The following is a 24,473-nucleotide window of genomic DNA, read 5'->3' as shown; positions in this document are numbered from 1 at the left end:
AAAGTCATTCAAATCCGAGGAATCCGATGACCACCAAGGTTTTTGGCCATAAATCGCCCGACACCGACTCGACCGGTTCGCCCATCATCTGGGCGTGGTATCTCAACGAAGTGAAGGGCATCGACGCCAAGCCCTGCCTTCTGGGCGAGCCCAACACCGAAGCCGCCTTCGTGCTCGAGCATTTCGGTCTGGACAAGCCCGAGATCATCTCGGGCGTCGAGGCCGGCGAGAAGGTCGTCATCGTCGACACCAACAACCCCGCCGAACTGCCCGCTGATATCAACGCCGCCGATATCACCGCGATCATCGATCACCACAAGCTGGTCGGCGGTCTGGAAACCAAAGGTCCGATCGATATCACGATCCGTCCGCTGGCCTGCACGGCAACCATCATGCATGATCTGATCGGCGAGGATCTGGCCAAGGCGCCTGCGGGGATCAAGGGCGCAATGCTGGCCTGCATCCTGTCGGATACGCTCGAATTCCGCTCGCCCACCACGACCGATCATGACCGCGCCGTCTGCGAGAAGCTGGCCGCCGATCTCGGTATCTCGATCAATGATCTGGCGACCAAGATGTTCGAGGCGAAATCCGATGTGTCGGAATTCTCCGAAGCCGAGCTGCTGCGTATGGATTCCAAGGAATATACCGTGGGCTCGACCGGTCTGCGCGTCTCGGTTCTGGAAACCACCGCACCGAAGGTTCTTCTGGACCGCAAGGATGCGCTGATGGCGGCGATGCCCGCCGTGGCCAAGGAAGACGACGCCGATGAGGTTCTGCTGTTCATCATCGATATCCTCAACGAGGAAGCCACGCTCTTGGTGCCCAATGACACCGTAAAGCAGATCGCCGAAGCGTCCTTCGGGTGCTCGGTATCGGGCGATACCGTCGTGTTACCGGGCATCATGTCGCGCAAGAAACAGATCATCCCGAACCTCAAGGCCTGAGGCCCGCGGGAAACACTCAGAAGGTCGGGGATTTCCCCGACCTTTTCAGTTCAGCCGCTCCGCCAGCTCGCCCGACAGGAATACCGGACGTCCGGCCGCAAAACAGCCCATCACCCGCCGGCGCTCGGGGCACAGGATCACCACATCGCCGCGCAGGCCCATCTCCAGCCGGCCACGATCCTCGAGCCCCATCACCCGTGCAGGCCCTGCCGAGACCAATCGCCATGCCTGGGCCAGATCGCAGATGCCCCGCTCGATCAGCGCGAAGACCGCACCGATCATCGCCGGATAGTGGTAATCCGAGGCCAGCGCATCCACTAGACCTTCGGCTACCAGATCGGAGGCACTGACCGAGCCGCGGTTATGCGAGCCGCCCCGTAGCACATTGGGCGCGCCCATAATCACCGCCTGATCCTGCGCCTTGCTGGCTGCAGCATGCGACACGGGAAATTCCGAGATCCGGACTCCGCGACCCGCCCAGATGTCGCGCAGATCCGCGTCATCATCATGCGACCCGAAACGCAAGGTGGGTAGGGCGCGCAGGATGGCGCGCACGAAGCTGTCGACCTCTGGGTCGCGGGTTTTGAGGGCCAGCATCATCTCGTGATGTGCCTCGGGGGAGCGCCCCGCCTTGAGCGCCGAGCCATTCAGCCGTGGCGGCTTCCGTCCGGTTTCCAGCGCCTTATGCGGCAGATGGTCGTTGAACACGAGATAATCGATCCCCGTCTCGCGGATCAGGTCGCAAACGGGCCCGAGATCGTGGGTCATATGGGTCTCGAGCCTGAGCTGCATCCGCATATCGAGGCGCAGGTCGGCGGCCTGCAGGGCTCGTGCCAGACGGGTGGCAAATTCGGGGCCACGCATGCCGCCCTCCCAAGACCAGAATTGCGCAAGCCACGCCGTAGTGATGCCACAGGCGGCCAGCTCGCCTTCGACAAAGTCCAGATTGGCGCCCAGATCCGCCACCATGCCGCGACGCGGAGCCAGATGGCGCTCGAAGGCATCACCATGCAGATCGACAATGCCCGGCAGCACCCAGAAGCCCGTCGCATCCAGATGGCGGGAGGCCGGACCCGTGCCGATCAGGCCGTGATCGAGCGTCAATCCACCCTCTGCCAGCCCATCCTGCGTCAGAACCTCTCCACCCGTAATCTGCCAGCCCATTGCCTGTCTCCTTCTCGCCCGCGATCTCCCGCGCGGGCTTTCCCTAACGCGCCCGGAGGGCCTGCACCAGCTAAACCATCGGGCTCAGCGCGCCCCGTGCCGCATGGCGCAGCGCCTGTGACAGCGGCGCCAGCGCGTCTTTGAGGTTACGCAGCGATTGCCAGTAAAGCGCGACCTCCATCGGTTTCTCGTCCAGCACGACAAGCGCGCCGGAGGCCAGATGGTCGCGCACCAATGCTTCGGGATGGAGCGCCCAGCCCATCCCCAGACATCCCGCCCGCACAAAATCATGCGTCGATCCGATGTGATGCGCGGGCAGGGGGCGGGTCATCGCGTGACGCTCGCGCGCCCAGAGTGCCTGTAGCCCGTCCTTGGCCGAAAAGACCAGCGCGGGGGCTGTCTCCAGTGTCTGTGCCGTGACGCCCTGCGGGAAATGGCGGGCGATGAAACCGGGCGTTGCGCAGGCGATATAGCGCATCCTGCCCAAAGGGCTCAGATCGCAGCCTGCCACGGCAACCGGATTGGTGGTGACCGCGGCCATCACCTCGCCGCGCCTGAGCCAGCCTTCGGATTGTGTTTCGTCCTCGATCACCAGATCGAAAAGCGCCCCTAGCCCCGCCAGCGCCGGAAGCGCCCAGCTCGCAAGGCTGTCGGCATTGATCGCCACCCGCAGCCTCGCGGTGCCTTGCCCCGTAAGCCCCTGTTCCAGCAGCCGGACCTGCGCCAGATGATGCGCCAGCCGCAGACCCTCGGCGGTGCCGGTGCAGGGCTGGCCGCGCACCACCAGAACCGCGCCCATCCGGTCCTCCAGCGATCTGATCCGCTGCGAGACCGCCGATGACGTGACGCGCAGCGCCTGTGCCGCGGCCTCGAAACTGCCGGTCTCGATGACCATGGCCAGCGCCTGAAGGGCGGGATAGTCCAGCATTAGCCTGCCTTAATTAGATGTAATCCAATTCAGTATGCCTGAAGCACCGCCTATGCGATAGAGCGCAAAACGGAAAGGACAGACTATGGATGCGGCATTTGCAGGGTTCCGGATCGGGCTGGGGTTGATCGTGGCGATCGGGGCGCAGAACGCCTATGTGCTGCGGCAGGGGCTCAGGGGCGAGCATGTCTTTGCGGTGGCGCTGTTCTGTGCCGTCTCGGATGCGGCGCTGATCGCGCTTGGCGTGTCGGGCTTCGGGGCGCTGACCTCTGGGCTGCCATGGCTTGCGCCGCTCCTGCGCTGGGGGGGCGTGGTATTCCTGACCTATTATGCCCTGCGCGCTTTCGGGTCCGCATGGCGGGGCGGGGCGCATCTGAACCCGGCCCACGGTCCGGCCGAGCCCCTGCGCAAGGTTCTGGGGGTGATGGTGGTGCTCACATGGGCCAATCCGCATGTCTGGATCGATACGGTTCTGCTGCTGGGGGCAGTGTCGGCGCAGTTTCCCGCGCAGGGCCTGCAGTTCGGCTTCAGCGCGGTGGTGGCCTCGTTCAGCTTCTTCTTTGCGCTGGCCTATGGGGCGCGCCTGTTCGCGCCGGTTTTCGCCAAGCCGCGGGCGTGGCAGATCCTCGATCTTGGCGTCGGCTGTCTCTTGCTGTCGGTGGCATGGCGGTTGGCTGTGATGGAAATGTAAGCATACATGTGAACGCTTGTGTTCCCCAAGGGCTGTGCCAAAACTCGCGCCATGGAACACAAGACCCAAATCGCGGGCAATGCGCCCACAATCGCCATACTGTGGATGCTGGCCATGACGCTGTGCTTCACCATGGTCAATATCATCGTGCATTATCTGGGGGCCGAGCTGCCCGCCGCGCAATCGGGGTTTATCCGCTATGCGTGGGGGATCGTGTTCATGGCGCCGGTGCTATGGCGGATCCTGCGCAAGGGCTATCCGGCTAAAACATGGGGCCTCTTCGGGCTGCGCGGGGCGTTCAATGCGGCGGGGGTGCTGCTGTGGTTCTACGCGATGGCGCGGATCCCGATCGCCGATGTCACCGCCATCGGATATCTCAACCCGATCGTGGTCACGCTCGGCGCGGCGCTTCTGCTGGGCGAGGGGATCGCATGGCGGCGGATACTTGCGATCGTCGTGGCGCTGGTCGGCGCTCTGATCATCCTGCGTCCGGGTCTGCGCGAGATCACGCCGGGCCATTATTCGCAGCTGGCGGCGGCGGTGATGTTCGGCGGCTCCTACCTTCTGGCCAAGCGCCTGACGGGCATCGCCGCGCCGACCGAGATCGTCGGGATGCTGACGCTGGTTGTGGCGGTCTGCCTCGCGCCATTGGCGATTGCGCAATGGCAGCCGGTCACGCTCAAGGAAGCGGGGCTTCTGGGGCTGGTGGCGGTGCTGGCAACGTTGGCCCATTATGCCATGACACGGGCCTTTGCGGCGGCCCCCATCAGTGCGACCCAGCCGGTGGTCTTCCTGCAGCTGGTCTGGGCGTCGGCTGCGGGCTGGTTCATCTTTGGCGAGGCGGTCGACCCCTATGTGATCGCTGGCGGGGCGATCATCGTGTCGTCGGTCAGCTATATGGCGTGGCGCGAGGCGCGGCTGAAGCGGCGTGTGACGCCCTTGGCCGGTGCCACCAAGCAGATCTGAAAAACGCGCCCCTCGGGGCGCGTTCTCGTTTGTCGGTGCTATGGCTTATGCCGCTGATCCCTGTGGGTCGATCAGCTTGCCGATCACCCCTTCGCGGGTGATCTTGCGCCCGTCGTCAAGCGCGACGACAGGATGCGTGCGCAGGAGCTGCATCACGTCCTTGACCGGTGCATGCGCGGCCAGAACCGGTCCCTCGGCGGGGCCATCCTCGGCCAGATCCTCGGCGGTCAGCACGCCCATCGGGTTCATATGCGCGACGAAATCCTGCACATATTCGTCGATCGGGTTGGCGATGATCTCGCGGGCGGTGCCCACCTGAACGATACGCCCGCCTTCCATCAGCGCGATGCGGTTGCCGATCTTGAAGGCCTCGTCGAGATCGTGGCTCACGAAGATGATCGTGCGTTTCAGCTTGGCCTGCAGCTCCAGAAGCTCGTCCTGCAGCTTGGCGCGGATCAGCGGGTCGAGCGCGGAGAAGGGCTCGTCCATCAGCAGGATCGGTGCGTCAGTGGCAAAGGCACGCGCCAGACCCACACGCTGCTGCATGCCGCCCGACAGCTCGCCCACACGGACATCCGCCCATTGCGCAAGACCCACCAGCTCCAGCTGGTGCTCGACCTTCGCACGACGTTCCGCCTTGGACATGCCGCCAAGCTCCAGACCGAGGCCCACATTCTCGCGCACCGAGCGCCAGGGAAGCAGGCCGAATTGCTGGAAGACCATCGCGATATGGTGGCGGCGGACATTGAGAAGGTCCTTGCCCTTGGCATGGCTGACATCCACACGGCCTTTGGGCGTGTTCACCAGAACCGAGCCGCGGCAGACGGGGTTGAGCGCATTGACCGCGCGCAGGAGCGTCGATTTGCCCGAGCCCGAGAGCCCCATCAGCACGAGGATCTCGCCCTCGGCCACTTTGAGCGAGCAGTTATGCACACCCAGCACCTGGCCGGTGGCGTCCTTCACCTCGGCGCGGGTTTTTCCTTCGTCCATCAAGGGCAGGGCCGACAGGGGAGCTTCGCCGAAGACGATGGAAACATTGTCGAATTCGATTGCAGGTTTCGCCATCTTACTTCTCCTTACGCACTTCGAGCATCAGGCGAAGCACGGTCGCCAGCGCCACGATGACAAAGCCCGATTCAAAGCCCAGATCGGGTTTCATGCGGTTGAGCCCGTTCATCACCGGCGTGCCGAGGCCACCCGCGCCCACGAGCGTGGCGATCACCACCATCGACAGCGAGAGCATGATGGTCTGGTTGAGGCCCACCATGATCTGCGGGAAGGCGGCAGGAAGCTCGACCTTCCACAGCTTCTGGAACGAGGTCGCACCGAAGGCTTCGGCGGCTTCGGTCAGCGCGGTGGGGGTCGAGGAGATGCCCAGATAGGTGAGGCGGATGGAGGCGGGCAGCGAGAAGATCACTGTCGCGATCAGGCCGGGCACCATGCCGAGGCCGAAGAAGATCACGGCGGGGATCAGATAGACGAAGGTCGGCAGCGTCTGCATCAGATCGAGCACGGGCTCCATGCCGGAATAGATCCAGCGTTTGCGCGCGGCCAGAATGCCCAGAGGCACCCCGATACCCATACAGACGATACAGCTGACAAGGATCAGCGACAGCGTCTCGGTCGTGTCTTTCCAGTAATCCTGATTGAGGATGAACAACATCCCCAATGCAACGATCAGGCATTTCTTCCAGCTGCGCTGCAGGCCCCATGTCAGCGCCACGAAGACGAGGATCAGCACCAGCGGCGGAGGCGTCTGCAAGAGCCACAGCACCGCGTCGATCAGGTTTTCCATCACCATCGACAGCCAGTCGAAGAAGCCTGCCGCATTGTCCTTGAGCCAGTCGACCACCGTTTCGGCGGCGTCACCTACGGGGATCTTCCAGTCGATCCCTGAGAACCATTCCATAATGAGTGTACTCCGTCATTCCCTGGTTCTTGCTCCGGCCTCCCGGAGCAAGGTGGAGCGGCAGATATTCTACCGCTCTCTGTTATTACTTGTTCATCGCAGCCTGAAAGGCGGTGAAAGCGTCCTTGCCGTCACGGGTGGTCACGCCCTCGAGCCACGGCGCGACCGCGTCCTGATGCGCTTCCAGCCAGTCTGTGGCCGCGTCTTCGGGGTCCTCGCCCTCATCGAGAATGGCCCCCATCAGTGTATTTTCCGCATCGAGCGAGAATTCGAGGTTCTGCAGCAATTTCCCGACATTGGGGCAGGCATCGACATAGCCTGCGGTGGTATTGGTGCGCACTTCCGCGCCACCGTAATCCGGCCCGAACCAGTCATCGCCGCCCGAAAGATAGGTCAGCGTGTAATTGGCATTCATCGGATGCGGTGCCCAGCCCAGAAAAACGATGGGCTTATCACGGTTGGTTGCACGACCAACTTGCGCCAGCATCCCCTGTTCTGAACTTTCGACTACGTTAAAATCGGCAAGATTGAACGCGTTTGCGTCAATCATGTCTTCAATAAGCCGGTTTCCGTCATTGCCCGGCTCGATGCCATAGATCTGATTTCCCAGCTCGTCGGCATGTTTGGCGATATCGGAGAAATCCTTGATGCCGAGCGCGGCGCCGGCGGCATTGGTGGCCAGCGTATATTTCGCACCGGTGAGATTCGTGCGCACGGTATCGACGGTGCCTGCCTCCACATAGGGGGCGATATCGGCCTGCATGGTGGGCATCCAGTTGCCCAAGAATACATCAACATCGCCATTTGCAAGGGCGGTATAGGTGACGGGGACGGAAAGAACGCGGGTTTCGGTCCGGTAGCCCAGCGTTTCGAGTAGTTTGGTCGTTACAGCGGTTGTCGCGGTGATATCGGTCCAGCCGACATCGGAAAATACCACTTCGTCGCATCCTTTCGCCTGCGCCGAAACCGCAAAGGTCATCGAGGCAGCAGTCGCGATAAGAAGGGAACGATAGGTCATAAGCACTCCAGATTTTTTCTAAGATTTTTCTTGATTGACGAGTCAATAAACTATCTTGTAGCCAAGGAATGCAAGTAATTTCTGAGTCAGGAATAGAGCTAATGCCCAAAGTCGGCGCGCAACCGATTAGAAAAGCAGCGTTGATCGACGCCACCATCGCCTGTGTCGGCGAGGCCCGTTCGCTGGAGGTAACGGTGGCGCAGATCGCCAAACGTGCAGGGATGTCCTCGGCGCTGGCGCATCACTATTTCGGATCGAAAGACCAGATCTTTCTGGCCGCGATGCAGCATATCCTGAGCACCTACGGGCAGGAGGTGCGCGACGCGCTGCGCGGAAAAACCGATCCGGAAGAACGGCTTCGGGCGATCGTGCGGGGCAATTTTGCCGAAGGCAGCTTCCAGACTGAAGCGATCTCGGCATGGCTGAACTTCTATGTTCTGGCGCAGAAAAACGAGAATGCACGCAGGCTGCTGGCCATCTACCAGCGCCGTCTGCAATCGAATCTTCTCTACGCGTTGCGGCCTCTGGTGGGCCGCCACGCGATGGCTGTGGCCGAGGGGCTGGGGGCGTTGATCGACGGCGTCTATATTCGTGCCGCTCTGGTCGACGGGCCTGCCGACCCCAAACGCGCGGTCGGAATCATCATGGAATATCTGGATCGAGAGTTGGAGGGTCACCGGTGAAGGCACAACCCAAAGCAAGCCACTTTGTTGATGGCGACTATATCGAGGATACCGCAGGCGAGGTGATCGAGGTCACCTATGCCTATACGGGCGAGGTTATCGCGAAACTTCATGCCGCAACGTCTGCGGTCATGGAAAAGGCCATTACGTCTGCCGTGCGCGCGCAGAAGGAATGGGCCGCACTGGCACCGGCCGAGCGCGGGCGCATCCTCAACCGCGCCGTGGCAATCATCCGCGCGCGCAATGACGAGCTGGCCGCATTGGAGACGCTCGATACCGGCAAGCCGCTGCAGGAAACGCTGGTGGCGGACTGGCCGTCGGGGGCGGATTCGCTCGAGTATTTCGCGGGTCTTGCGGCGACGCTGACCGGCGAGACCATGCCGCTGGGCGGGGATTTCGCCTATACGCTGCGCGAGCCTCTGGGCGTTTGCGGCGGGATCGGTGCGTGGAACTACCCCAGCCAGATCGCCTGCTGGAAAGCCGCGCCCGCACTCTCGACCGGCAATGCGATGGTGTTCAAGCCCTCCGAGGTGACGCCGCTCGGCGCGCTGAAACTGGCCGAGATCTTCATCGAGGCGGGTGTGCCTGCGGGCGTCTATAACGTCGTGCAGGGCTTTGGTGCCGTGGGCGCACAGCTCGCCACCGATCCGCGCATCGCCAAGGTCTCGCTGACGGGCTCGGTGCCGACAGGGGCCAAGGTCTATGCCGCAGCCGCGCCGCATATGAAACATGTGACGATGGAACTGGGCGGTAAATCGCCCCTGATCGTGTTCGAGGATGCCTCGATCAAGGACGCGGTTGGCGCTGCGATGCTGGGGAATTTCTATTCCTCGGGGCAGATCTGCTCGAACGGCACCCGCGTTTTCGTGCATAAGTCGATCAAGGAGCAGTTCCTCAAGGAGCTGGCCGAGCGCACCGCCAAGATCCGTATGGGCGATCCGATGGATATGGCGACCGATTTCGGCCCGCTGATCACCAAGCGCCAATACGAGCAGGTGGCGGGCTATCTCGAGAAAGCCAAGGCCGAAGGCGCGCGGCTGGTCTGTGGCGGCACTGCGCTCGACGGCCAATTTGTCGAGCCGACCGTCTTTGCCGATGTGAAGGACGATATGTCCATCGCCTGCGAGGAGATCTTCGGCCCCGTCATGTCGGTGCTCGATTTCGAGACCGAGGACGAGGTCGTGGCACGGGCCAATGACACGCAATTCGGTCTGGCGGCGGGTGTCTTTACCCGTGATCTGGCGCGCGCCCATCGCGTGGTCGCCAATCTGGAAGCCGGCACCACATGGATCAATGCCTATAACCTGACGCCGGTGGAGATGCCCTTCGGTCCGGTGAAAGCTTCCGGTTTTGGGCGCGAGAATTCGCGCCATGCGATCGAGGCCTATACGCAGGTCAAAGGCGTCTATGTCGGCCTGAATCCTGTCGACAGCCCTTGGTAACAATTGAAGCGGGGGGCGTGCGCGCCCCCCTGAACCGGCGTCCTGTTTTCCCCCGTGCGTGACGGCCTGAAAGGCAATGGTCCCCGAGTGATGGCCCGAGTGATGGAGCGATTGGAATATGAGCGTAGAAGCTGATTATGTTGTGATTGGTGCAGGCTCCGGCGGCACGGCTTTGGCCTACCGTCTGGCCGAGGCCGGAAAGCGCGTGGTGATCATCGAGCATGGGGGGTCGGATGCCGGCCCCTTCATCCAGATGCCGGGCGCTCTGTCCTATCCGATGAATATGGGCATGTATGACTGGGGCTTCCAGTCCGAACCCGAGCCGGGTCTGGGCGGGCGCGTGCTGGCGACCCCGCGCGGCAAGGTGATCGGCGGGTCGTCCTCGATCAACGGGATGGTCTATGTGCGTGGCCATGCAGGGGATTACGAGCACTGGGCCGAGCAAGGCGCCGAGGGCTGGAGCTATGCCGATGTGCTGCCCTATTTCAAACGGCAGGAAACATGGCATGGCGCCGGAGATGGCGGTGACCGTGACTGGCGCGGCACGTCCGGTCCGTTGCATGTCAGCCGTGGCCCGCGCAAGAACCCTCTCTTCGATGCCTTCGTGCAGGCGGGGCAGGAGGCGGGCTATGCCTATACCGCCGATTACAACGGCGAGCGCCAGGAAGGCTTCGGCCCGATGGAGGCCACCATCTATAAAGGCCGTCGCTGGTCCGTGGCCAATGCCTATCTGCGCCCCGGCCAGAAGGCGTTCGGGGACCGTCTGGCTGTGGTCAAGGCGCTGGCTTTGCGCGTGGTCTTTGACGGCAAGCGTGCGATCGGTGTCGAGGTCGAGAAGGCGGGCAAGAAGCAGGTCATTTCTGCCCGCGCCGAGGTGATCGTGGCCGCAAGCTCGATCAATACGCCAAAGATCCTGATGCTCTCGGGCGTGGGGCCTGCGGCCCATCTGCGCGAGCATGGGATCGAGGTTCTGGCCGACCGTCCCGGTGTGGGCGGCAACCTGCAGGACCATCTCGAGGTCTATTTCCAATATGCCGCGAAGGAGCCGATCACGCTCTACAAATACTGGAATATCTTCGGCAAGGCTTGGGTGGGGGCGCAATGGCTCTTTACCAAGACCGGTCTGGGCGCGTCGAACCAGTTCGAGGCCTGCGGGTTTATCCGTTCGGACAAGGGCGTGCGCTATCCTGATATCCAGTATCACTTCCTGCCGCTGGCCGTGCGTTATGACGGCAAGGCTTCGGCCGAGGGGCATGGCTTCCAGGTCCATGTCGGGCCGATGCGGGCGGCCTCGCGCGGCCGTGTCTCGCTGCGTTCAGGCGATGTGCGCGACAAGCCAAGGATCTTCTTCAATTATATGAGCGAGGATCAGGACTGGGTGGATTGGCGCAAGACCCTGCGTCTGACGCGCGAGATCTTCGATCAGCCCTCGATGGCCCGCCATGTGGCGCGCGAGATCCAGCCGGGCTCGGATGTGACCTCGGATGAGGCGCTGGATGATTTCGTGCGCGAGCATGCCGAGAGCGCCTATCATCCCTGTGGCACTGCGCGTATGGGCCGTGCCGATGACATCAATGCGGTGGTCGATCCCGATGGCCGTGTGATCGGGGTCGAGGGGCTGCGCGTGGCCGATAGTTCGATCTTCCCGCGCGTGACCAACGGCAACCTGAACGGTCCGTCAATCATGGTGGGCGAGAAGATCGCCGACCATATCCTTGGCCGCCGTTTGCCTGCCGAGAATAGCGAGCCGTGGTTCCACCCCGACTGGGAGAACTCCCAGCGTTAATCCGCCGCTAGCCCCTTGGGTTAACTGCGATATCTCTGGACAATACCGGCATGCCCCGCGATATGTGGGGCATGTTTCGTTTTGTTTATGTTCTGCTGATCGCTTTGATCGCCTGCGCCCCGCCCGTGCTGGCCGAAACCGTGTCCGGCAAGGCGCGTGTCGTCGATGGCGATACGCTGGAGATCAACCATCGCAAGATCCGTATCTCCGGGATCGACGCGCCCGAAAGCAGCCAGAACTGCACCCGAGCGGATGGTCGTGGCTGGGCGTGTGGACGCGAGGCGACAGGTCTCATGCGTAAACTCGCCGCAGGCAAAGTGGCCTGCACGGGCGGCAGTTCGGATCGCTATGGCCGGTTGATTGCGGTCTGCAAGGCCAAAGGGCAGGATATCGGCGCGCAGATGGTCGTGCAGGGCTATGCGATGGCCTATCAGACCTATTCCAAAGCCTATGTCTCGCAGGAGAAATCCGCGATGATCGCCAAGCGCGGCCTCTGGGCAGGGACATTCCAGACCCCCGCCGAATACCGCGCGCATAAGAACGACGCCCCCGACAGCAGGGCCTCGGCAGGCTGCACGATCAAGGGCAATATCTCGAAAAACGGCAAGCTCTACCACATGCCGGGCTCGGCCTCCTATGCCGCCACCAAGATCAGCACGGCCAAGGGGGAGCGGTGGTTCTGCAGCGAGGCCGAGGCCCGGAAGGCCGGTTGGGTCCGCGCGCATTGACACCGCCTTGATCCGTATCAAAGAGCGTCACCCGCGCCTTTGGTATCATGACCTCGCAAACCAGAAAGGCGGAGGTCCGGAATGACTGAACATCTTCATACCCTGAGTGTCGAATTCCCCGCATATCGTGTCCAGCTGCGCGAGTTGAAGGCGGCCGATCCGCATGCCGCGCGTCTGATGGAGGAATACGAGGCCATCAACGAGCAGGTCCAGCGCGCGATGGAGGGAGTGCAGCCAATAGAGGCGCTGGCCGAGGTGGATCTGCGCAAGAAACGCGCGATGCTCAAGGACCAGATCGCACGGGCTCTGGCGCAGGAAGTGACAGCGGCCTGAGGTGTCCACCATCGAGATCCTGAAGCCTCCGGTCCTCGGGCCGGAGGCTTCGTCATGTCAGGCGATGTCGTAGGGCAGAAGGCCGCGCCGGTCGAGATCGACGGTCAGTTTGCGCTCGAGCGGCGGCACCGAGCGCTGGTGGCAGTTGCGGCGCTCGCAGATCCGGCAGGAGATGCCGATCGGCTCATAGGCGCGTGGATTACCCAGCTCCATATCATCGGCATAGACCACATCCTTGGCATGGCTGACCTCGCAGCCCAGACAGAGCGAATAGCGCCGCACGGGGGCATGGAAGCTGCCACCCTGCTTGGACACGTCCTTCGCGATACACAGATAACGCGCGCCGTCCGGCGTCTCCGCCAGCTGGCGCAGGAAGCGGGTGGGGGTTTCAAACGCCTGATGCGCGATCCAGAGCGGGCAGGAGCCCCCGAACCGCGCGAATTGCAGCCGTGTGGCCGAGTGGCGCTTGGTAATGGTGCCTGCCTGATCGAGGCGCATGAAGAAGAAGGGGAGCCCCTTGGCGCCGGGTCGCTGGAGCGTGGAGAGGCGGTGGGCGACCTGCTCGATGGAGGCACCGAACAGCTCGGCGAGGATTTCCAGATCGTGGCGGTTGTCCTGCGCGGATTCCAGAAACTCGACATAGGGCATCACGGCCGCGCCCGCGAAATAGTTGGCCAGCCCGATCTTGGCGATGGAACGTGCGGTTTCCGACTGGAAGCGCGCCAGATCCAGAGTGGCCTCCAGAAGCTCGTTCTGGGTGATCAGCGCCACCTGATGCATCAGCTGGAAGGCCTGAGTGGATTTCTTGGCATGGCGGGCAATGGTGATGATGCGCCCGTCGCGCTCGCGCACGCCCGAGATATCGGCGAATTGCACGCGGATGCCACGGGCCTCCAGCGCCTCGATCGCCCGCGGGATCGGCTCGGCGCGTGTGCCATCGGGGCGAGCGAAATGTTCGGCTGCACGGTCGACCGCATCGATGTAATTGTCGCAGTAATGGAAGAAATCGCGCACCTCTTCCCAAGGGCTCTGCACGGTGCTGGCATCCTGACCGAGAGCGGCATTCAGCGAGGCGAGTTTCTCGTGGGTGCGGCGATAGGCGCTGTGGAGTTCGAGGAAGGATCGCGCCAGCGCCGGTGCATTGGAGGCCGCAAGCCGCAGATCGGCCATCGGTGTCGAGGCGTCGGCGAAGATCGGGTCGGCCAGGGCCTCGGTCATGTCCGAGACCAGACGTTCGGCATCGCCTGCAGAAAGCTCGGTCACATCCAGCCCGAATTCGGAGGCGAGCGCCAGCACCACCTGTGCCGAGACGGGGCGATGGTTGTTTTCCATCTGGTTGAGATAGGGCAGGGACACGCCCAGCCTGTCGGCAAAGACCTTCTGGGTCAGGCTCAGACGGGTGCGGGTCTCGCGCAGTTTGATGCCTGCATAGAGTTTGGGTGTCGCCATGCCTGATCTCCTTTGCAAACCCGCTGATACATATGCAAACCCCGTTTGGTCAATTGCCTTTGCGTGCGGTTTCGGTTTAGCTGCCGCCAGTTTTCGGGGGTGGATATGCGTCAATTCGGTCTGGTTGTGCTGATGGCCTGCGGGCTTGGGTCCGGTCTGGCAGGCTGTGCGCCCGAGCCTCTGACGCAGGCCGATCTGGCGCAGATGGCGCATCCTTCCGCACAGATCCGTGCGCAAGTGGAGGCGCTGATGCCCGCCGCGATGGCGGAGCTGGACCCGATGGAGGCGCGTATCCTCTCCGAGGGGCGTCCGCTGAACGCGGTCGAGACGGGTTATGCGCTAAAGGCCGGTGTGCATCACCCCGAGCGGGTGCGTGTTCTCGCATGGCAGGGGAGGTTCCCCACGCCGAAGGATAAGGCCCTTGCCAGGGTCTATAAGCCCGGAAACGCGCTGGCGATCACCTTCGGCTACGGGATCGCGGCGCGTCAGGAGGACCCGTATCTGATCGCGCATGAGCTGGTACATGTAGCGCAATACGAGCGACTTGGCGGGCGCGAGACCTTCACGCGCGAATATCTGACGCAGGCGCTTAGTCTGGGGGGCTACGCGACCCCGCTGGAGCGCGAAGCTTTCAAACGCGGCCACCGGATCGCGCCGGTGCCGGCGGGGGCAACCCGCCGCTGGATCGAGTCGCTGGATTAAGTATTTCGCATTTGCGGCGAAAGCGGTGTTGATTTTGGGCCGCTGACCTATTGCGCGCTTGACCCGCGCCGCGCTCCGCGTAAGGCTGGCCAGTAGAATGTGCCGGCGACCATCGGCTTGTTGCGTGACGAATAGCCTGATTTCCTTCGGTTTATTAGCAGATTATGCAATTCGCAACGCAGGCTTTGCCAATAGTTTGCAAATTTTCCGAATTCCGCTTTGATATTACCCTGCGCCTGCATACTGTCGGGGCAAGGAGAGGGGAGTTTCATGAGAGATATTCTGCAAGAGCTTGAGGACCGTCGTGCACAGGCCCGTCTGGGCGGAGGGGAGCGCCGCATTGCCGCGCAGCACAAGAAGGGCAAGCTGACGGCGCGCGAGCGGATCGAGCTGTTGCTCGATGAGGGCTCCTTTGAAGAATTCGACATGTTCAAGACCCATCGCTGCGTGGATTTCGACATGCAGGCTGACAAACCTTATGGCGATGGGGTGGTGACCGGCTGGGGCACGATCAATGGCCGTATGGTTTATGTGTTCTCGCAGGATTTCACCGTCTTCGGTGGCTCGCTTTCCGAGACTCATGCCGAGAAGATCTGCAAGATCATGGACATGGCGATGCAGAATGGCGCGCCGGTGATCGGGCTGAACGACTCGGGCGGGGCGCGGATCCAGGAGGGTGTGGCCTCGCTTGCGGGCTATGCCGATGTGTTCCAGCGCAATGTCGAGGCGTCTGGCGTGATCCCGCAGATCTCGGTGATCATGGGGCCCTGTGCGGGCGGCGCGGTCTACAGCCCCGCGATGACCGACTTCATCTTCATGGTGAAGGACAGCTCCTATATGTTCGTGACCGGCCCCGATGTGGTGAAGACGGTCACCAACGAGGTGGTGACCGCAGAAGAGCTGGGCGGCGCGCTGACACATACCAAGAAATCCTCGGTGGCGGATGGGGCCTTCGAGAATGATGTCGAAGCACTTTACGAGGTCCGCCGTCTGGTGGATTTCCTGCCGCTGTCAAACCGTGAGAAAGCGCCCGTGCGGCCCTTCTTCGATGACGTGGCGCGGGTTGAGGACAGCCTCGACACGCTGATCCCCGCCAATCCGAACATGCCCTATGATATGAAAGAGCTGATCACCAAGGTTGCGGATGAAGGCGATTTTTACGAGATCCAGCGCGATTTCGCGGGCAATATCATCACTGGTTTCATCCGGCTCGAAGGGCAGACCGTGGGGGTGGTGGCCAACCAGCCGACAGTGCTGGCAGGATGTCTCGATATCGACAGCTCGCGCAAGGCCGCGCGCTTCGTGCGCTTCTGCGACTGTTTCGAGATTCCGATCCTGACCTTTGTCGATGTGCCCGGCTTCCTGCCGGGGACGGCGCAGGAATATAACGGAGTTATCAAACACGGGGCAAAACTCCTGTTCGCCTATGGCGAGGCGACGGTGCCCAAGGTCACGGTGATTACCCGCAAGGCCTATGGCGGCGCCTATGACGTGATGAGCTCGAAACATCTGAAGGGCGATTTCAACTACGCATGGCCCACGGCAGAGATTGCGGTGATGGGCGCCAAAGGAGCGGTGGAAATCCTCTACCGGTCCGAGCTGGGCGAGCCCGAGAAGATCGCCGCGCGGGTGAAAAACTACGAGGACCGCTTCGCCAATCCATTCGTTGCGGCCGAGAAGGGGTTCATAGACGAGGTGATCCAGCCCCGCTCGACGCGCCGCCGTGTGGCGCGGGCCTTTGCGTCGCTGCGCTCCAAGAAACGCAGTATGCCGATGAAGAAGCACGATAATATTCCGCTGTAAGAGGTCAGGATGAGGGTTTGGGGGTGTCTGCCCATAACGCTGTGCCGGAGGGTGTTGGCTCTGGTGGCTGTTATTGGTGCGGGGCAGGTCGCGGCGGCGGATATGCCGGCGTCGGGGGTGGCGGTCGCTGTTCCCTCGGGGCGCCATGTCGAATGGCTGACCAGCCAGACCGATGCCAGCGGACCCGAGGGGCTGACGATCCGGCATTTCTTCCTCATGCGCGATCTGACCGAGGATGACGACACCGCGATGGGGGATATGCTGGCGCTGTGCGAGAGCTTCGCGCTTCCACATCTGTCCGCTGTCGGACCGCAGCCCCAACAGATTGTGATCTCGCTTGCCGACCGTCCCGTGGTGTTCGGCACATCCGACCCCGAAGCCACGCAACTTATTGCAGGATATGCGATTTCCGGCGAGCGCTGCGAAGAAGAGATGTTCTGATGCGCCATCGGCGGGAAAATGATAATGGGAATGTGATGGCTCTGTGCAAGCCTTTAGAATCTGCTAGGATCTGCGTGAGCCGTACCGGCTTGGGGTCGTTGGCCACAGGGGGTTTCACCTGTGTCTTAACGGCGTCCTTCCCAATCATGCTCACCCCGTTCGGGATGCGTTCCCAGGGTGTGAAAAGGAGAAGAACATGTCGACCAAACTCATTCTCGCGCTTGGCCTCGTTGGTTTCATGGCTGCCTGCGCGCCCAAGCCCGCTCCGGCGCCGATGCCGGCCGAGCCGGTCACCGCAGAGCCGGTTTACCACAGCAAGCTCTGACCTTATTCGCGGGCAGGGGGCATCCCCTGCCTGCACCCCCGAAAAACCTTTGATCCGCTCCCAACTTATGGCCGATTGCGCTAATCTGGGACGGACAGCGCCTTCAGAAGTGTTTATGAGGACTATGCCAGCGCAGACGCGTCTGGCCATGATCCCGCATCCGGCATGGGGCATCCCCTGCCGCGTGACGAACACTAGACCGGAGACCGCTCCGGAGAAGAGAGGCGCCAAATGCTGAAACACCGTGGTTTCCCCGGGCGTTTGCCCAGCACCGATTACCAATTCGTCATCCGCCGTGCCAACAAAAAGGGCGCGACGAAGATCATCCGCCGTGAGCGGTTCAAGGACCGTGCGGCGATGGACCGTAAGGCCGATGAAGGCTTCATGGCCGCTTTGTGGAATTATTTCGGCGAGGAGCCTTTCGAGCGCGGAAATCTGGATGCGGGCCGCATCAGCTGGCTGTTCGGCCGTGAGGTCGTGGCCGCGGAAGATCCGTTCGATCCCGAGTCCTATGAGGCGCTTCTGAAGATCGACCGGCGTCGGGCCGAAAGTTCCTTCCCCGAGGTCTTCGCCGATCCCGGCGCGTTCGACTGGGACGAGAATGACGAGGACGATTGGGACTGATGCGACACGGGTCTGATAGAAAACGGCAATTTCTTGCTGCTGCCTCCGCGTCGGGGGTTGCAAGAGACGCCCATCGCGCGCAGGTTGATTTCTATCAGCCCGGAGCTATCTGGACTGATGCCTCTCTCGAGAGGAAACTCCCTGTTGGAACTTGCCGACCTGACCTCATGGTGCATCCTGCCCATGTCAGGTCGGATTTTTTCCGCAGCGTCAGCGTGTCTTCCTCCGGTTTTTCTAAGCGGATTTTTTCTCAGCTTCGGCAAGGCTTTGCCGAGGGGCGCGCGCCTGCGCGCAGCTGTGCACGAATCCGCTTTTCTTCTTCGTATTCCGCACTAGGTTCACATCGGAACACAGTTTTTCACGGAGTAGAAATCCTATGCGTAAATCGGCAATTCTCGTCGCGATCCTCGGCGCAACCGCAGCACTCGCAGGCTGCCAGTCGGGTAACGGTTATGGCAATGGCGGCTTCCTCAACAGCGATGGTGGCCGCGCGCTCGTGGGCGCAGGTGCAGGCGCGCTCGTTGCCGACGCGACCGACAATAACGTTGTTGCAGGTGCCGCACTTGGCGCGGGCGCAGGTGCGCTCTGCGACGACGCGGGTGTCTGCTCGCGCAGCTACTGAGTTTCGCGACACGGACGCTCGCCGTCCGTGCCGTAGGACTATTCGGGAAACGCCATCGGTGCCATGCGCTCCGGTGGCGTTTTTCGTGCCGGATGACAGAAGGAACAGAGTGGGATGGAGGGAAGGCCGCGGCTGACCTTCGGGCCCGCGGGCTTGCCTTCCCCCCGAGGGAGGAAAGCCGATGTTCAAGAAGATCCTGATTGCCAACCGTGGCGAGATCGCCTGTCGCGTGATGAAGACCGCACGCGAGATGGGCATCCAGACGGTGGCCGTCTATTCGGATGCCGATGCGCAGGCGTTGCATGTGCAAATGGCCGATGAGGCGGTGCATATCGGCCCGCCACCCGCCAACCAGTCCTATATCGTGATCGACAGGATCATGGAGGCGATCGCCAAGACCGGCGCCGAGGCCGTGCATCCGGGCTATGGCTTCCTGTCGGAGAACTCCAAGTTTGCCGAGGCACTGGAGGCGGCTGGCGTGGCCTTTATCGGCCCGCCGGTGAAGGCGATCGAGGCGATGGGCGACAAGATTACCTCGAAAAAGATCGCGCAGGAGGCGGGGGTCAATACGGTTCCGGGCTATATGGGACTGATCGGGGATGCCGAGGAGGCGGTGAGGATCTCGGAAGAGATCGGCTATCCGGTGATGATCAAGGCCTCTGCCGGTGGCGGTGGCAAGGGGATGCGGATTGCGTGGAACGCGCAGGAGGCCCGAGAGGGGTTCCAGTCCTCCAAGAACGAGGCGGCCAGTTCTTTCGGCGATGACCGGATCTTTATCGAGAAATTCGTCACCCAGCCGCGCCATATCGAGATCCAGGTGCTCTGTGATGCGCATGGCAATGGTATCTGGCTGAACGAGCGCGAGTGCTCGATCCAGCGGCGGAACCAGAAGGTGATCGAGGAGGCGCCCTCGCCCTTCCTCGATGCCGAGACCCGCAGGGCTATGGGCGAGCAATCCGTCGCTCTGGCCAAGGCGGTGGGCTATACTTCGGCTGGGACGGTCGAGTTTATTGTCGATGGTGACAAAAACTTCTATTTCCTCGAGATGAATACCCGCCTGCAGGTCGAACATCCGGTGACCGAGCTGATCACCGGTATCGATCTGGTCGAGCAGATGATCCGCGTGGCCAATGGCGAGCCTTTGTCGATCCGCCAAGATGATGTGAAGATCAATGGCTGGGCGATGGAGAGCCGGCTTTATGCCGAGGATCCCTATCGCAACTTCCTGCCCTCTATCGGCCGGTTGACGCGGTACCGTCCGCCGGTTCAGGGGCAGACCGCCTCTGGCGGGATCGTGCGCAACGATACCGGCGTCTACGAGGGTGGCGAGATCTCGATGTTCTACGACCCGATGATCGCCAAGCTCTGCACATGGGGCCCGACCCGCGCCGATGCGATCGAGGAGATGCGCGTGGCGCTCGACCGGTTCGAGGTGGAAGGCATCGGGCATAACCTGCCGTTCTGCGCCGCCGTGATGGACCATGAGCGATTCATCTCGGGCAATATCACCACCGCCTTCATTGCCGAGGAATATCCCGAAGGGTTCGAGGGGGTGACGCTCGGGGCGGATATGCTGAAGCAGGTGGCGGCCTCGGTTGCGGCGATGGAGCGGGTCGCCGAGATCCGGCGCACGCGGATTTCCGGAACGCTGGGCAATCACGAGCGCAAGGTGGGCGATGACTGGGTGGTGACGCTTCAGGGCGAGACCTATCGCGTGACGATCCATGCCGATCGTGCGGGGGCCGATGTCGGCTTCGACGATGGCACCACGCTGCGTGTCAGCTCGGACTGGACGCCCGGGGACCAGCTGGCCGAGCTGCTGGTGGACGGGGCGCCTCTGGTGCTGAAGGTCGGCAAGGTCTCGATGGGCTATCGTATCCGGCTGCGTGGCGCGGATCTGAAGGTTCTGGTGCAGACACCCCGCCAGCACGAGCTTTATCAGCTGATGCCCGAGAAGCTGCCGCCCGACACCTCGAAACTGCTTCTGTGCCCGATGCCTGGACTGGTCGTGAAGATCAATGTCGCGGCGGGCGAGGAAGTGCAGGAAGGTCAGGCGCTGGCCACCGTCGAGGCGATGAAGATGGAGAATATCCTGCGCGCGGAGCGCCGCGGCGTGGTGAAATCGGTCAATGCCGAAGCGGGTGCCTCGCTAAAGGTGGATGACGTGATCATGGAGTTCGAATGAGCGCCACGGTCGATCATAGAATGCCTGCGAGGCGCGGGGGGCTCTCCGCGCTGAGGGCGCCGCGGCGGATCTCCTCGCGGCGCAGCGGCATCTTGTCGATCGACCGGATCACCTCGCGCCCCGTCCATGGTAGCGGCTTGCGCAGCGCCACTGTGCCGTCTTTGGCGAGGATCACCAGCGCGAACCCCGTGGGGCGCAGCTTGCGGCGGATCTCGCTGGGCGTGGCGGGGTCGGTATCGGTGATCACCACCACATCTCGGGCCGCAAGTTCGGGCCAGCGGTCTTCCAGCTCGGCGATCTGGTCGGCAAACGCGGGGTCTGCGGGGCTGTCGGCAAAGACCACGACGGGGCGTTTCTGCCAGACGAAATCATTCAAATTCGCCATATCTGCGGGAATCGGAGCGAAAGGGACTACTGGCTGGGCCTGCGCCAGACGTGGTTCATCCTTCGGTTGCGCCGGATCCTGCGCAAGAGCGCTGTGTATTGGAAAGGCAAGAAAAAATGCCGCTAACCAGAATGGTGCCATTGTCGTCATTCCGGCGACAGATTGTTTAGCGACCCGTCGGCCCCTGATTTCGTTATTAAAACTCAATTCAAATCCTCCCGTTAAGCAGTTTTCCAGAGATCGCGGCGCATACTCGGCCTCGGGGCCTGTCCCCGCGTGGAGTCGCGGCACATTGCCAGACGCGCTTTCTGGAAAGAGCTTTCTCTTGGACGTTATACTACATTTAGGGGTCCACCGCACGGCCACAACCTCGTTTCAGAACTGGATGCTTGCGAATTCGGGCATCCTGTCGCGTCAGGGGGTGGCTTTCTGGGGACCGGAGCGCACGCGGGCGGGGCTGTTCTCGGGCTTGATCAAGCGCGCCGATCTGGTCTCGGCGCAGGATATCCTCTCGGCGCGGCGCTCGGCCACGCGGATCCGGATGGAGATCGACAGGATCGAGGATCAGGGCTTCCACACCTTGATCATCAGCGAGGAGAACCTCATCGGGTCGATCCCGCATTGCCTGAGCCACGGGATGCTCTACCCCGATGCGCGCGGACGACTGGAACGGGTGGCAATGGTGCTCGGCCCGCATCTGACGGGCGTCGCAATGGGGATCCGGCGCTATGATGCGTGGTGGGCCTCGATGCTGGCGGTCGAGCGGGTGCGTGGCGGCGAGGCGGCAACGCCCCAGCGGCTGCGGATGCTGGCGCAGAACGGGCGTGGCTGGCCCTGTGTGATCGATGCGGTCGAGGGCGCTTTCGGGGTGCGCCCTCAGGTCTGGACGCATGAGGCGATGGCGGGCCGTCACGAGATTCTTCTGCGACGGTTGGCGCCGAAACTCAGCCTGACGCCGGGCCTCACCGTTGCGGTTGAGCGCGCGAATGCCGCCGCCGCCGTTCAGGGGCAATTGGGCCGGGGCTATATGCCGTTCAGCATTATGCAGCGGGGTCAGATGACCGCGCGTTATCAGGCAGAGCTGGAAACCCTGCGCCGTGGTCGCAGGGATCTGGCAATCATGGAAACGGGAGGTGCCGCGCCGGGAGGATATTCGGCCATGCCTCTCACGGAGGAAGGATGGGTCGATGACCAGCAAAACCGAGGCCGACAAGCAAGCGGAATGGGCTGAACTCGCGGCGAAGGAGCTGCGCGGCAAGCCTCTGGACAGCCTCGACTGGGAGACGCTGGAGGGCATCCGTGTGAAGCCGCTCTATACGGCGGCCGATACCGAAGGGCTGGACCATCTGGGCACGATGCCCGGGATCGCGCCCTATACCCGCGGCCCCAAGGCTACGATGTATGCCGGCCGCCCATGGACGATCCGGCAATATGCGGGCTTCTCCACGGCCGAGGAATCGAATGCCTTCTATCGCCGTGCGCTGGCGGCGGGCCAGCAGGGGATCTCGGTCGCCTTCGATCTGGCGACCCATCGCGGCTATGACAGTGACCATCCCCGCGTGGTGGGCGATGTCGGCAAGGCCGGTGTGGCGATCGACTCGGTCGAGGACATGAAGATCCTGTTCGATGGCATTCCGCTGGATAAGGTCTCGGTCTCGATGACGATGAATGGCGCGGTCATCCCGATTCTGGCGAATTTCATCGTGGTGGGGCAGGAGCAGGGCCATGACAAGGCCGTGCTTTCGGGCACGATCCAGAACGATATTCTCAAGGAATTCATGGTGCGGAATACCTATATCTATCCGCCCGAACCCTCGATGCGGATCATCGCGGATATTATCGAGTATACCGCGAACGAGATGCCGAAGTTCAATTCGATATCGATTTCCGGCTATCATATGCAGGAGGCAGGCGCGAATCTCGTGCAGGAGTTGGCCTATACGCTGGCCGACGGACGCGAATATGTGCGCACGGCCATTGCCGCCGGTATGGATGTGGATAAATTCGCCGGTCGTTTGTCCTTCTTCTTCGCGATCGGGATGAATTTCTTCATGGAGGCGGCCAAGCTGCGCGCGGCCCGCACGCTCTGGTCGCGGATCATGGCGGAATTTTCGCCCCAGAACCCGCAATCGAGCATCCTGCGCACCCATTGCCAGACCTCGGGCGTGTCTTTGCAGGAGCAGGACCCCTATAACAACGTCATCCGCACCGCCTATGAGGCAATGGCGGCGGCTTTGGGGGGCACGCAATCGCTCCATACCAATGCGCTCGACGAGGCAATTGCGCTGCCAACCGATTTCTCGGCGCGGATCGCCCGCAATACCCAACTGATCTTGCAGGAAGAAACCGGCATCACCAATGTGATCGATCCGCTTGCGGGCAGCTATTATGTCGAGAGCCTGACGGCCAACCTGATCGAGGAGGCATGGAAGCTGATCGAGGAGGTCGAGGAGATGGGCGGCATGACCAAGGCCGTCGCCTCGGGCATGCCCAAGCTGCGGATCGAGGAGACGGCGGCCAGACGTCAGGCGCTGATCGACCGTGGTCAGGATGTCATTGTGGGGGTCAACAAATACCGTCTGGCGCAGGAAGAGCCGATCGATATTCTCGATATCGACAACGTCAAGGTGCGCGAGAGCCAGATCGCGCGGCTGACGCAGATGCGGGCGAGCCGCGACGAGGCGGCCTGTCAAGCGGCGCTGGCCGAACTGTCCCGCCGCGCGAAAGAGGGTGGCAACCTGCTCGAGGCCGCGGTCGAGGCCGCGCGGGCGCGGGCCTCGGTGGGGGAGATCTCGATGGCGATGGAAAAGGAATTCGGGCGTCACCGCGCCGAGGTGAAGACCCTCGCGGGGGTCTATGGGTCGGCCTATGAGGGGGATGAGGGCTTTGCCCAGATCCAGCGTGATGTGGAGGCCTTTGCCGAGGCCGAGGGCCGCCGCCCGCGGATGCTGGTGGTGAAGATGGGGCAGGACGGTCATGACCGCGGTGCAAAGGTCATCGCCACGGCTTTCGCCGATATCGGCTTCGACGTGGATGTGGGGCCGCTGTTCCAGACGCCGGAAGAGGCGGCGCAGGATGCGGTGGATAATGATGTCCATGTGGTGGGCATCTCGTCGCAGGCAGCCGGTCACAAGACACTTGCGCCCCAGCTGATCGAGGCGCTGAAAGCCAAGGATGCCGGGGACATCATCGTGATCTGCGGCGGCGTCATCCCGCAGCAGGATTATGACTTCCTGAAAAAGGCGGGGGTTAAGGCGATCTTCGGTCCGGGCACCAACATCCCGACCGCCGCCAAGGAGATCCTGCAGATCCTCGAGGCGCAGCGCGGCTAGGGGCGCCGCG

General features: G+C 62.4%; 24 protein-coding genes. 17 read left to right on the top strand and 7 right to left on the bottom strand.

Annotated features, from left to right (window positions below; translation table 11 throughout):
- Positions 1-26: 26 nt before the first annotated feature.
- A complete protein-coding gene (locus WDB91_RS00430) occupies positions 27-947 on the top strand; it encodes a manganese-dependent inorganic pyrophosphatase (RefSeq protein WP_339113215.1) in 921 nt (306 codons plus the stop codon).
- 45 nt (positions 948-992) lie between these two features.
- Here WDB91_RS00430 and WDB91_RS00425 read toward each other — a convergent pair whose 3' ends face one another.
- Entirely contained in the window at positions 993-2,111 is a 1,119-nt protein-coding gene (locus WDB91_RS00425) for an alpha-D-ribose 1-methylphosphonate 5-triphosphate diphosphatase (RefSeq protein ID WP_339113214.1), read from the bottom strand.
- Between the two features lie 70 nt (positions 2,112-2,181).
- The gene (locus WDB91_RS00420; RefSeq protein WP_339113213.1) at positions 2,182-3,039 is read right to left on the bottom strand and encodes a LysR family transcriptional regulator ArgP; all 858 of its coding nucleotides are present in this window, start codon (positions 3,037-3,039) and stop codon (positions 2,182-2,184) included.
- An 85-nt stretch (positions 3,040-3,124) separates the two neighbouring features.
- Between WDB91_RS00420 and WDB91_RS00415 the strand changes: the two genes are divergently transcribed.
- Entirely contained in the window at positions 3,125-3,730 is a 606-nt protein-coding gene (locus WDB91_RS00415; protein ID WP_339113212.1) for a LysE/ArgO family amino acid transporter, read from the top strand.
- A gap of 51 nt (positions 3,731-3,781) precedes the next feature.
- The gene (locus WDB91_RS00410) at positions 3,782-4,696 is read left to right on the top strand and encodes a DMT family transporter (protein WP_339113211.1); all 915 of its coding nucleotides are present in this window, start codon (positions 3,782-3,784) and stop codon (positions 4,694-4,696) included.
- Positions 4,697-4,741: 45 nt separating this feature from the next.
- Here the strand turns inward: WDB91_RS00410 and choV are convergent, their stop codons facing one another.
- The 3 genes from choV to choX form a co-directional block, all read right to left on the bottom strand.
- Positions 4,742-5,761, bottom strand: a complete 1,020-nt coding sequence (gene choV / locus WDB91_RS00405; protein ID WP_339113210.1) for a choline ABC transporter ATP-binding protein — start codon at positions 5,759-5,761, stop codon at positions 4,742-4,744.
- Position 5,762: 1 nt separating this feature from the next.
- A complete protein-coding gene (gene choW / locus WDB91_RS00400; protein ID WP_339113209.1) occupies positions 5,763-6,605 on the bottom strand; it encodes a choline ABC transporter permease subunit in 843 nt (280 codons plus the stop codon).
- Positions 6,606-6,690: 85 nt separating this feature from the next.
- On the bottom strand, positions 6,691-7,623 hold the full coding sequence (gene choX / locus WDB91_RS00395) for a choline ABC transporter substrate-binding protein (RefSeq protein WP_339113208.1): 933 nt from the start codon (positions 7,621-7,623) through the stop codon (positions 6,691-6,693).
- 101 nt (positions 7,624-7,724) lie between these two features.
- Here choX and betI point away from each other — a divergent pair, with 101 nt between their 5' ends.
- The 5 genes from betI to WDB91_RS00370 all read left to right on the top strand — a co-directional run bounded on the left by betI (position 7,725) and on the right by WDB91_RS00370 (position 12,595).
- The gene (gene betI, locus WDB91_RS00390; protein ID WP_339113207.1) at positions 7,725-8,306 is read left to right on the top strand and encodes a transcriptional regulator BetI; all 582 of its coding nucleotides are present in this window, start codon (positions 7,725-7,727) and stop codon (positions 8,304-8,306) included.
- Positions 8,303-9,748, top strand: coding sequence for a betaine-aldehyde dehydrogenase (betB, locus tag WDB91_RS00385; protein ID WP_339113206.1), 1,446 nt, complete (start codon positions 8,303-8,305; stop codon positions 9,746-9,748). Before betI ends, betB begins: the two co-directional genes overlap by 4 nt.
- Before the next feature lie 118 nt (positions 9,749-9,866).
- Complete coding sequence (gene betA / locus WDB91_RS00380) at positions 9,867-11,534, top strand: choline dehydrogenase (protein ID WP_339113205.1); 1,668 nt, start codon at positions 9,867-9,869, stop codon at positions 11,532-11,534.
- Positions 11,535-11,584: 50 nt separating this feature from the next.
- The gene (locus WDB91_RS00375; RefSeq protein WP_339113204.1) at positions 11,585-12,262 is read left to right on the top strand and encodes a thermonuclease family protein; all 678 of its coding nucleotides are present in this window, start codon (positions 11,585-11,587) and stop codon (positions 12,260-12,262) included.
- 81 nt (positions 12,263-12,343) lie between these two features.
- Positions 12,344-12,595 carry a DUF465 domain-containing protein gene (locus tag WDB91_RS00370; protein WP_339113203.1) on the top strand — a complete coding sequence of 84 codons (252 nt, stop codon included), beginning with the start codon at positions 12,344-12,346 and terminating at the stop codon, positions 12,593-12,595.
- Between the two features lie 57 nt (positions 12,596-12,652).
- On the opposite strand, the gene WDB91_RS00365 is transcribed toward WDB91_RS00370, so the two are convergent.
- Positions 12,653-14,044 (bottom strand): short-chain fatty acyl-CoA regulator family protein, encoded by a 1,392-nt coding sequence (locus WDB91_RS00365; protein ID WP_339113202.1) that lies wholly within the window; start codon positions 14,042-14,044, stop codon positions 12,653-12,655.
- 105 nt (positions 14,045-14,149) lie between these two features.
- On the opposite strand from WDB91_RS00365, the gene WDB91_RS00360 reads away from it, so the two are divergent.
- The 7 genes from WDB91_RS00360 to WDB91_RS00330 all read left to right on the top strand — a co-directional run bounded on the left by WDB91_RS00360 (position 14,150) and on the right by WDB91_RS00330 (position 20,746).
- Positions 14,150-14,746 carry a hypothetical protein gene (locus tag WDB91_RS00360; protein WP_339113201.1) on the top strand — a complete coding sequence of 199 codons (597 nt, stop codon included), beginning with the start codon at positions 14,150-14,152 and terminating at the stop codon, positions 14,744-14,746.
- Between the two features lie 270 nt (positions 14,747-15,016).
- Entirely contained in the window at positions 15,017-16,549 is a 1,533-nt protein-coding gene (locus WDB91_RS00355; RefSeq protein ID WP_339113200.1) for an acyl-CoA carboxylase subunit beta, read from the top strand.
- Positions 16,550-16,612: 63 nt separating this feature from the next.
- Positions 16,613-16,990 carry a DUF6497 family protein gene (locus WDB91_RS00350; RefSeq protein WP_339113199.1) on the top strand — a complete coding sequence of 126 codons (378 nt, stop codon included), beginning with the start codon at positions 16,613-16,615 and terminating at the stop codon, positions 16,988-16,990.
- Between the two features lie 196 nt (positions 16,991-17,186).
- Positions 17,187-17,315 (top strand): hypothetical protein, encoded by a 129-nt coding sequence (locus WDB91_RS00345; protein ID WP_339113198.1) that lies wholly within the window; start codon positions 17,187-17,189, stop codon positions 17,313-17,315.
- A 231-nt stretch (positions 17,316-17,546) separates the two neighbouring features.
- Positions 17,547-17,939, top strand: coding sequence for a hypothetical protein (locus WDB91_RS00340; RefSeq protein ID WP_339113197.1), 393 nt, complete (start codon positions 17,547-17,549; stop codon positions 17,937-17,939).
- Positions 17,940-18,315: 376 nt separating this feature from the next.
- Positions 18,316-18,561: a hypothetical protein gene (locus WDB91_RS00335; RefSeq protein WP_339113196.1), complete on the top strand. Its 246-nt coding sequence runs from the start codon at positions 18,316-18,318 to the stop codon at positions 18,559-18,561.
- A gap of 181 nt (positions 18,562-18,742) precedes the next feature.
- Entirely contained in the window at positions 18,743-20,746 is a 2,004-nt protein-coding gene (locus WDB91_RS00330) for an acetyl/propionyl/methylcrotonyl-CoA carboxylase subunit alpha (RefSeq protein WP_339113195.1), read from the top strand.
- A 13-nt stretch (positions 20,747-20,759) separates the two neighbouring features.
- Here the strand turns inward: WDB91_RS00330 and WDB91_RS00325 are convergent, their stop codons facing one another.
- Positions 20,760-21,131, bottom strand: a complete 372-nt coding sequence (locus WDB91_RS00325) for a DUF4174 domain-containing protein (RefSeq protein ID WP_339113194.1) — start codon at positions 21,129-21,131, stop codon at positions 20,760-20,762.
- Between the two features lie 385 nt (positions 21,132-21,516).
- Here WDB91_RS00325 and WDB91_RS00320 point away from each other — a divergent pair, with 385 nt between their 5' ends.
- Positions 21,517-22,362: a hypothetical protein gene (locus tag WDB91_RS00320; protein WP_339113193.1), complete on the top strand. Its 846-nt coding sequence runs from the start codon at positions 21,517-21,519 to the stop codon at positions 22,360-22,362.
- On the top strand, positions 22,319-24,463 hold the full coding sequence (scpA, locus tag WDB91_RS00315; protein ID WP_339113192.1) for a methylmalonyl-CoA mutase: 2,145 nt from the start codon (positions 22,319-22,321) through the stop codon (positions 24,461-24,463). The genes WDB91_RS00320 and scpA overlap by 44 nt, the downstream gene beginning before the upstream one ends.
- Positions 24,464-24,473: the final 10 nt, after the last annotated feature.

It is taken from the genome of Thioclava sp. GXIMD2076, from assembly GCF_037949795.1.
Classification (GTDB): Bacteria; Pseudomonadota; Alphaproteobacteria; order Rhodobacterales; family Rhodobacteraceae; genus Thioclava; species Thioclava kandeliae.
Note: the sequence above shows the minus strand (reverse complement) of the source record. Positions and strands in the feature narration are given on the sequence as shown.

Coding starts and splice junctions, on each gene's coding strand:
- WDB91_RS00430 (WP_339113215.1), top strand. CDS start 27: ATGACCACCAAGGTTTTTGGCCATAAATCGCCCGACACCGACTCGACC.
- WDB91_RS00370 (WP_339113203.1), top strand. CDS start 12,344: ATGACTGAACATCTTCATACCCTGAGTGTCGAATTCCCCGCATATCGT.
- WDB91_RS00420 (WP_339113213.1), bottom strand. CDS start 3,039: ATGCTGGACTATCCCGCCCTTCAGGCGCTGGCCATGGTCATCGAGACC.
- choW (WP_339113209.1), bottom strand. CDS start 6,605: ATGGAATGGTTCTCAGGGATCGACTGGAAGATCCCCGTAGGTGACGCC.
- WDB91_RS00365 (WP_339113202.1), bottom strand. CDS start 14,044: ATGGCGACACCCAAACTCTATGCAGGCATCAAACTGCGCGAGACCCGC.
- choV (WP_339113210.1), bottom strand. CDS start 5,761: ATGGCGAAACCTGCAATCGAATTCGACAATGTTTCCATCGTCTTCGGC.
- WDB91_RS00335 (WP_339113196.1), top strand. CDS start 18,316: ATGCGTAAATCGGCAATTCTCGTCGCGATCCTCGGCGCAACCGCAGCA.
- choX (WP_339113208.1), bottom strand. CDS start 7,623: ATGACCTATCGTTCCCTTCTTATCGCGACTGCTGCCTCGATGACCTTT.
- WDB91_RS00330 (WP_339113195.1), top strand. CDS start 18,743: ATGTTCAAGAAGATCCTGATTGCCAACCGTGGCGAGATCGCCTGTCGC.
- WDB91_RS00320 (WP_339113193.1), top strand. CDS start 21,517: ATGCTTGCGAATTCGGGCATCCTGTCGCGTCAGGGGGTGGCTTTCTGG.
- WDB91_RS00415 (WP_339113212.1), top strand. CDS start 3,125: ATGGATGCGGCATTTGCAGGGTTCCGGATCGGGCTGGGGTTGATCGTG.
- scpA (WP_339113192.1), top strand. CDS start 22,319: ATGACCAGCAAAACCGAGGCCGACAAGCAAGCGGAATGGGCTGAACTC.
- WDB91_RS00325 (WP_339113194.1), bottom strand. CDS start 21,131: ATGGCGAATTTGAATGATTTCGTCTGGCAGAAACGCCCCGTCGTGGTC.
- WDB91_RS00355 (WP_339113200.1), top strand. CDS start 15,017: ATGAGAGATATTCTGCAAGAGCTTGAGGACCGTCGTGCACAGGCCCGT.
- WDB91_RS00340 (WP_339113197.1), top strand. CDS start 17,547: ATGCTGAAACACCGTGGTTTCCCCGGGCGTTTGCCCAGCACCGATTAC.
- betI (WP_339113207.1), top strand. CDS start 7,725: ATGCCCAAAGTCGGCGCGCAACCGATTAGAAAAGCAGCGTTGATCGAC.
- WDB91_RS00425 (WP_339113214.1), bottom strand. CDS start 2,111: ATGGGCTGGCAGATTACGGGTGGAGAGGTTCTGACGCAGGATGGGCTG.
- betA (WP_339113205.1), top strand. CDS start 9,867: ATGAGCGTAGAAGCTGATTATGTTGTGATTGGTGCAGGCTCCGGCGGC.
- WDB91_RS00375 (WP_339113204.1), top strand. CDS start 11,585: ATGCCCCGCGATATGTGGGGCATGTTTCGTTTTGTTTATGTTCTGCTG.
- WDB91_RS00345 (WP_339113198.1), top strand. CDS start 17,187: ATGTCGACCAAACTCATTCTCGCGCTTGGCCTCGTTGGTTTCATGGCT.
- WDB91_RS00410 (WP_339113211.1), top strand. CDS start 3,782: ATGGAACACAAGACCCAAATCGCGGGCAATGCGCCCACAATCGCCATA.
- WDB91_RS00360 (WP_339113201.1), top strand. CDS start 14,150: ATGCGTCAATTCGGTCTGGTTGTGCTGATGGCCTGCGGGCTTGGGTCC.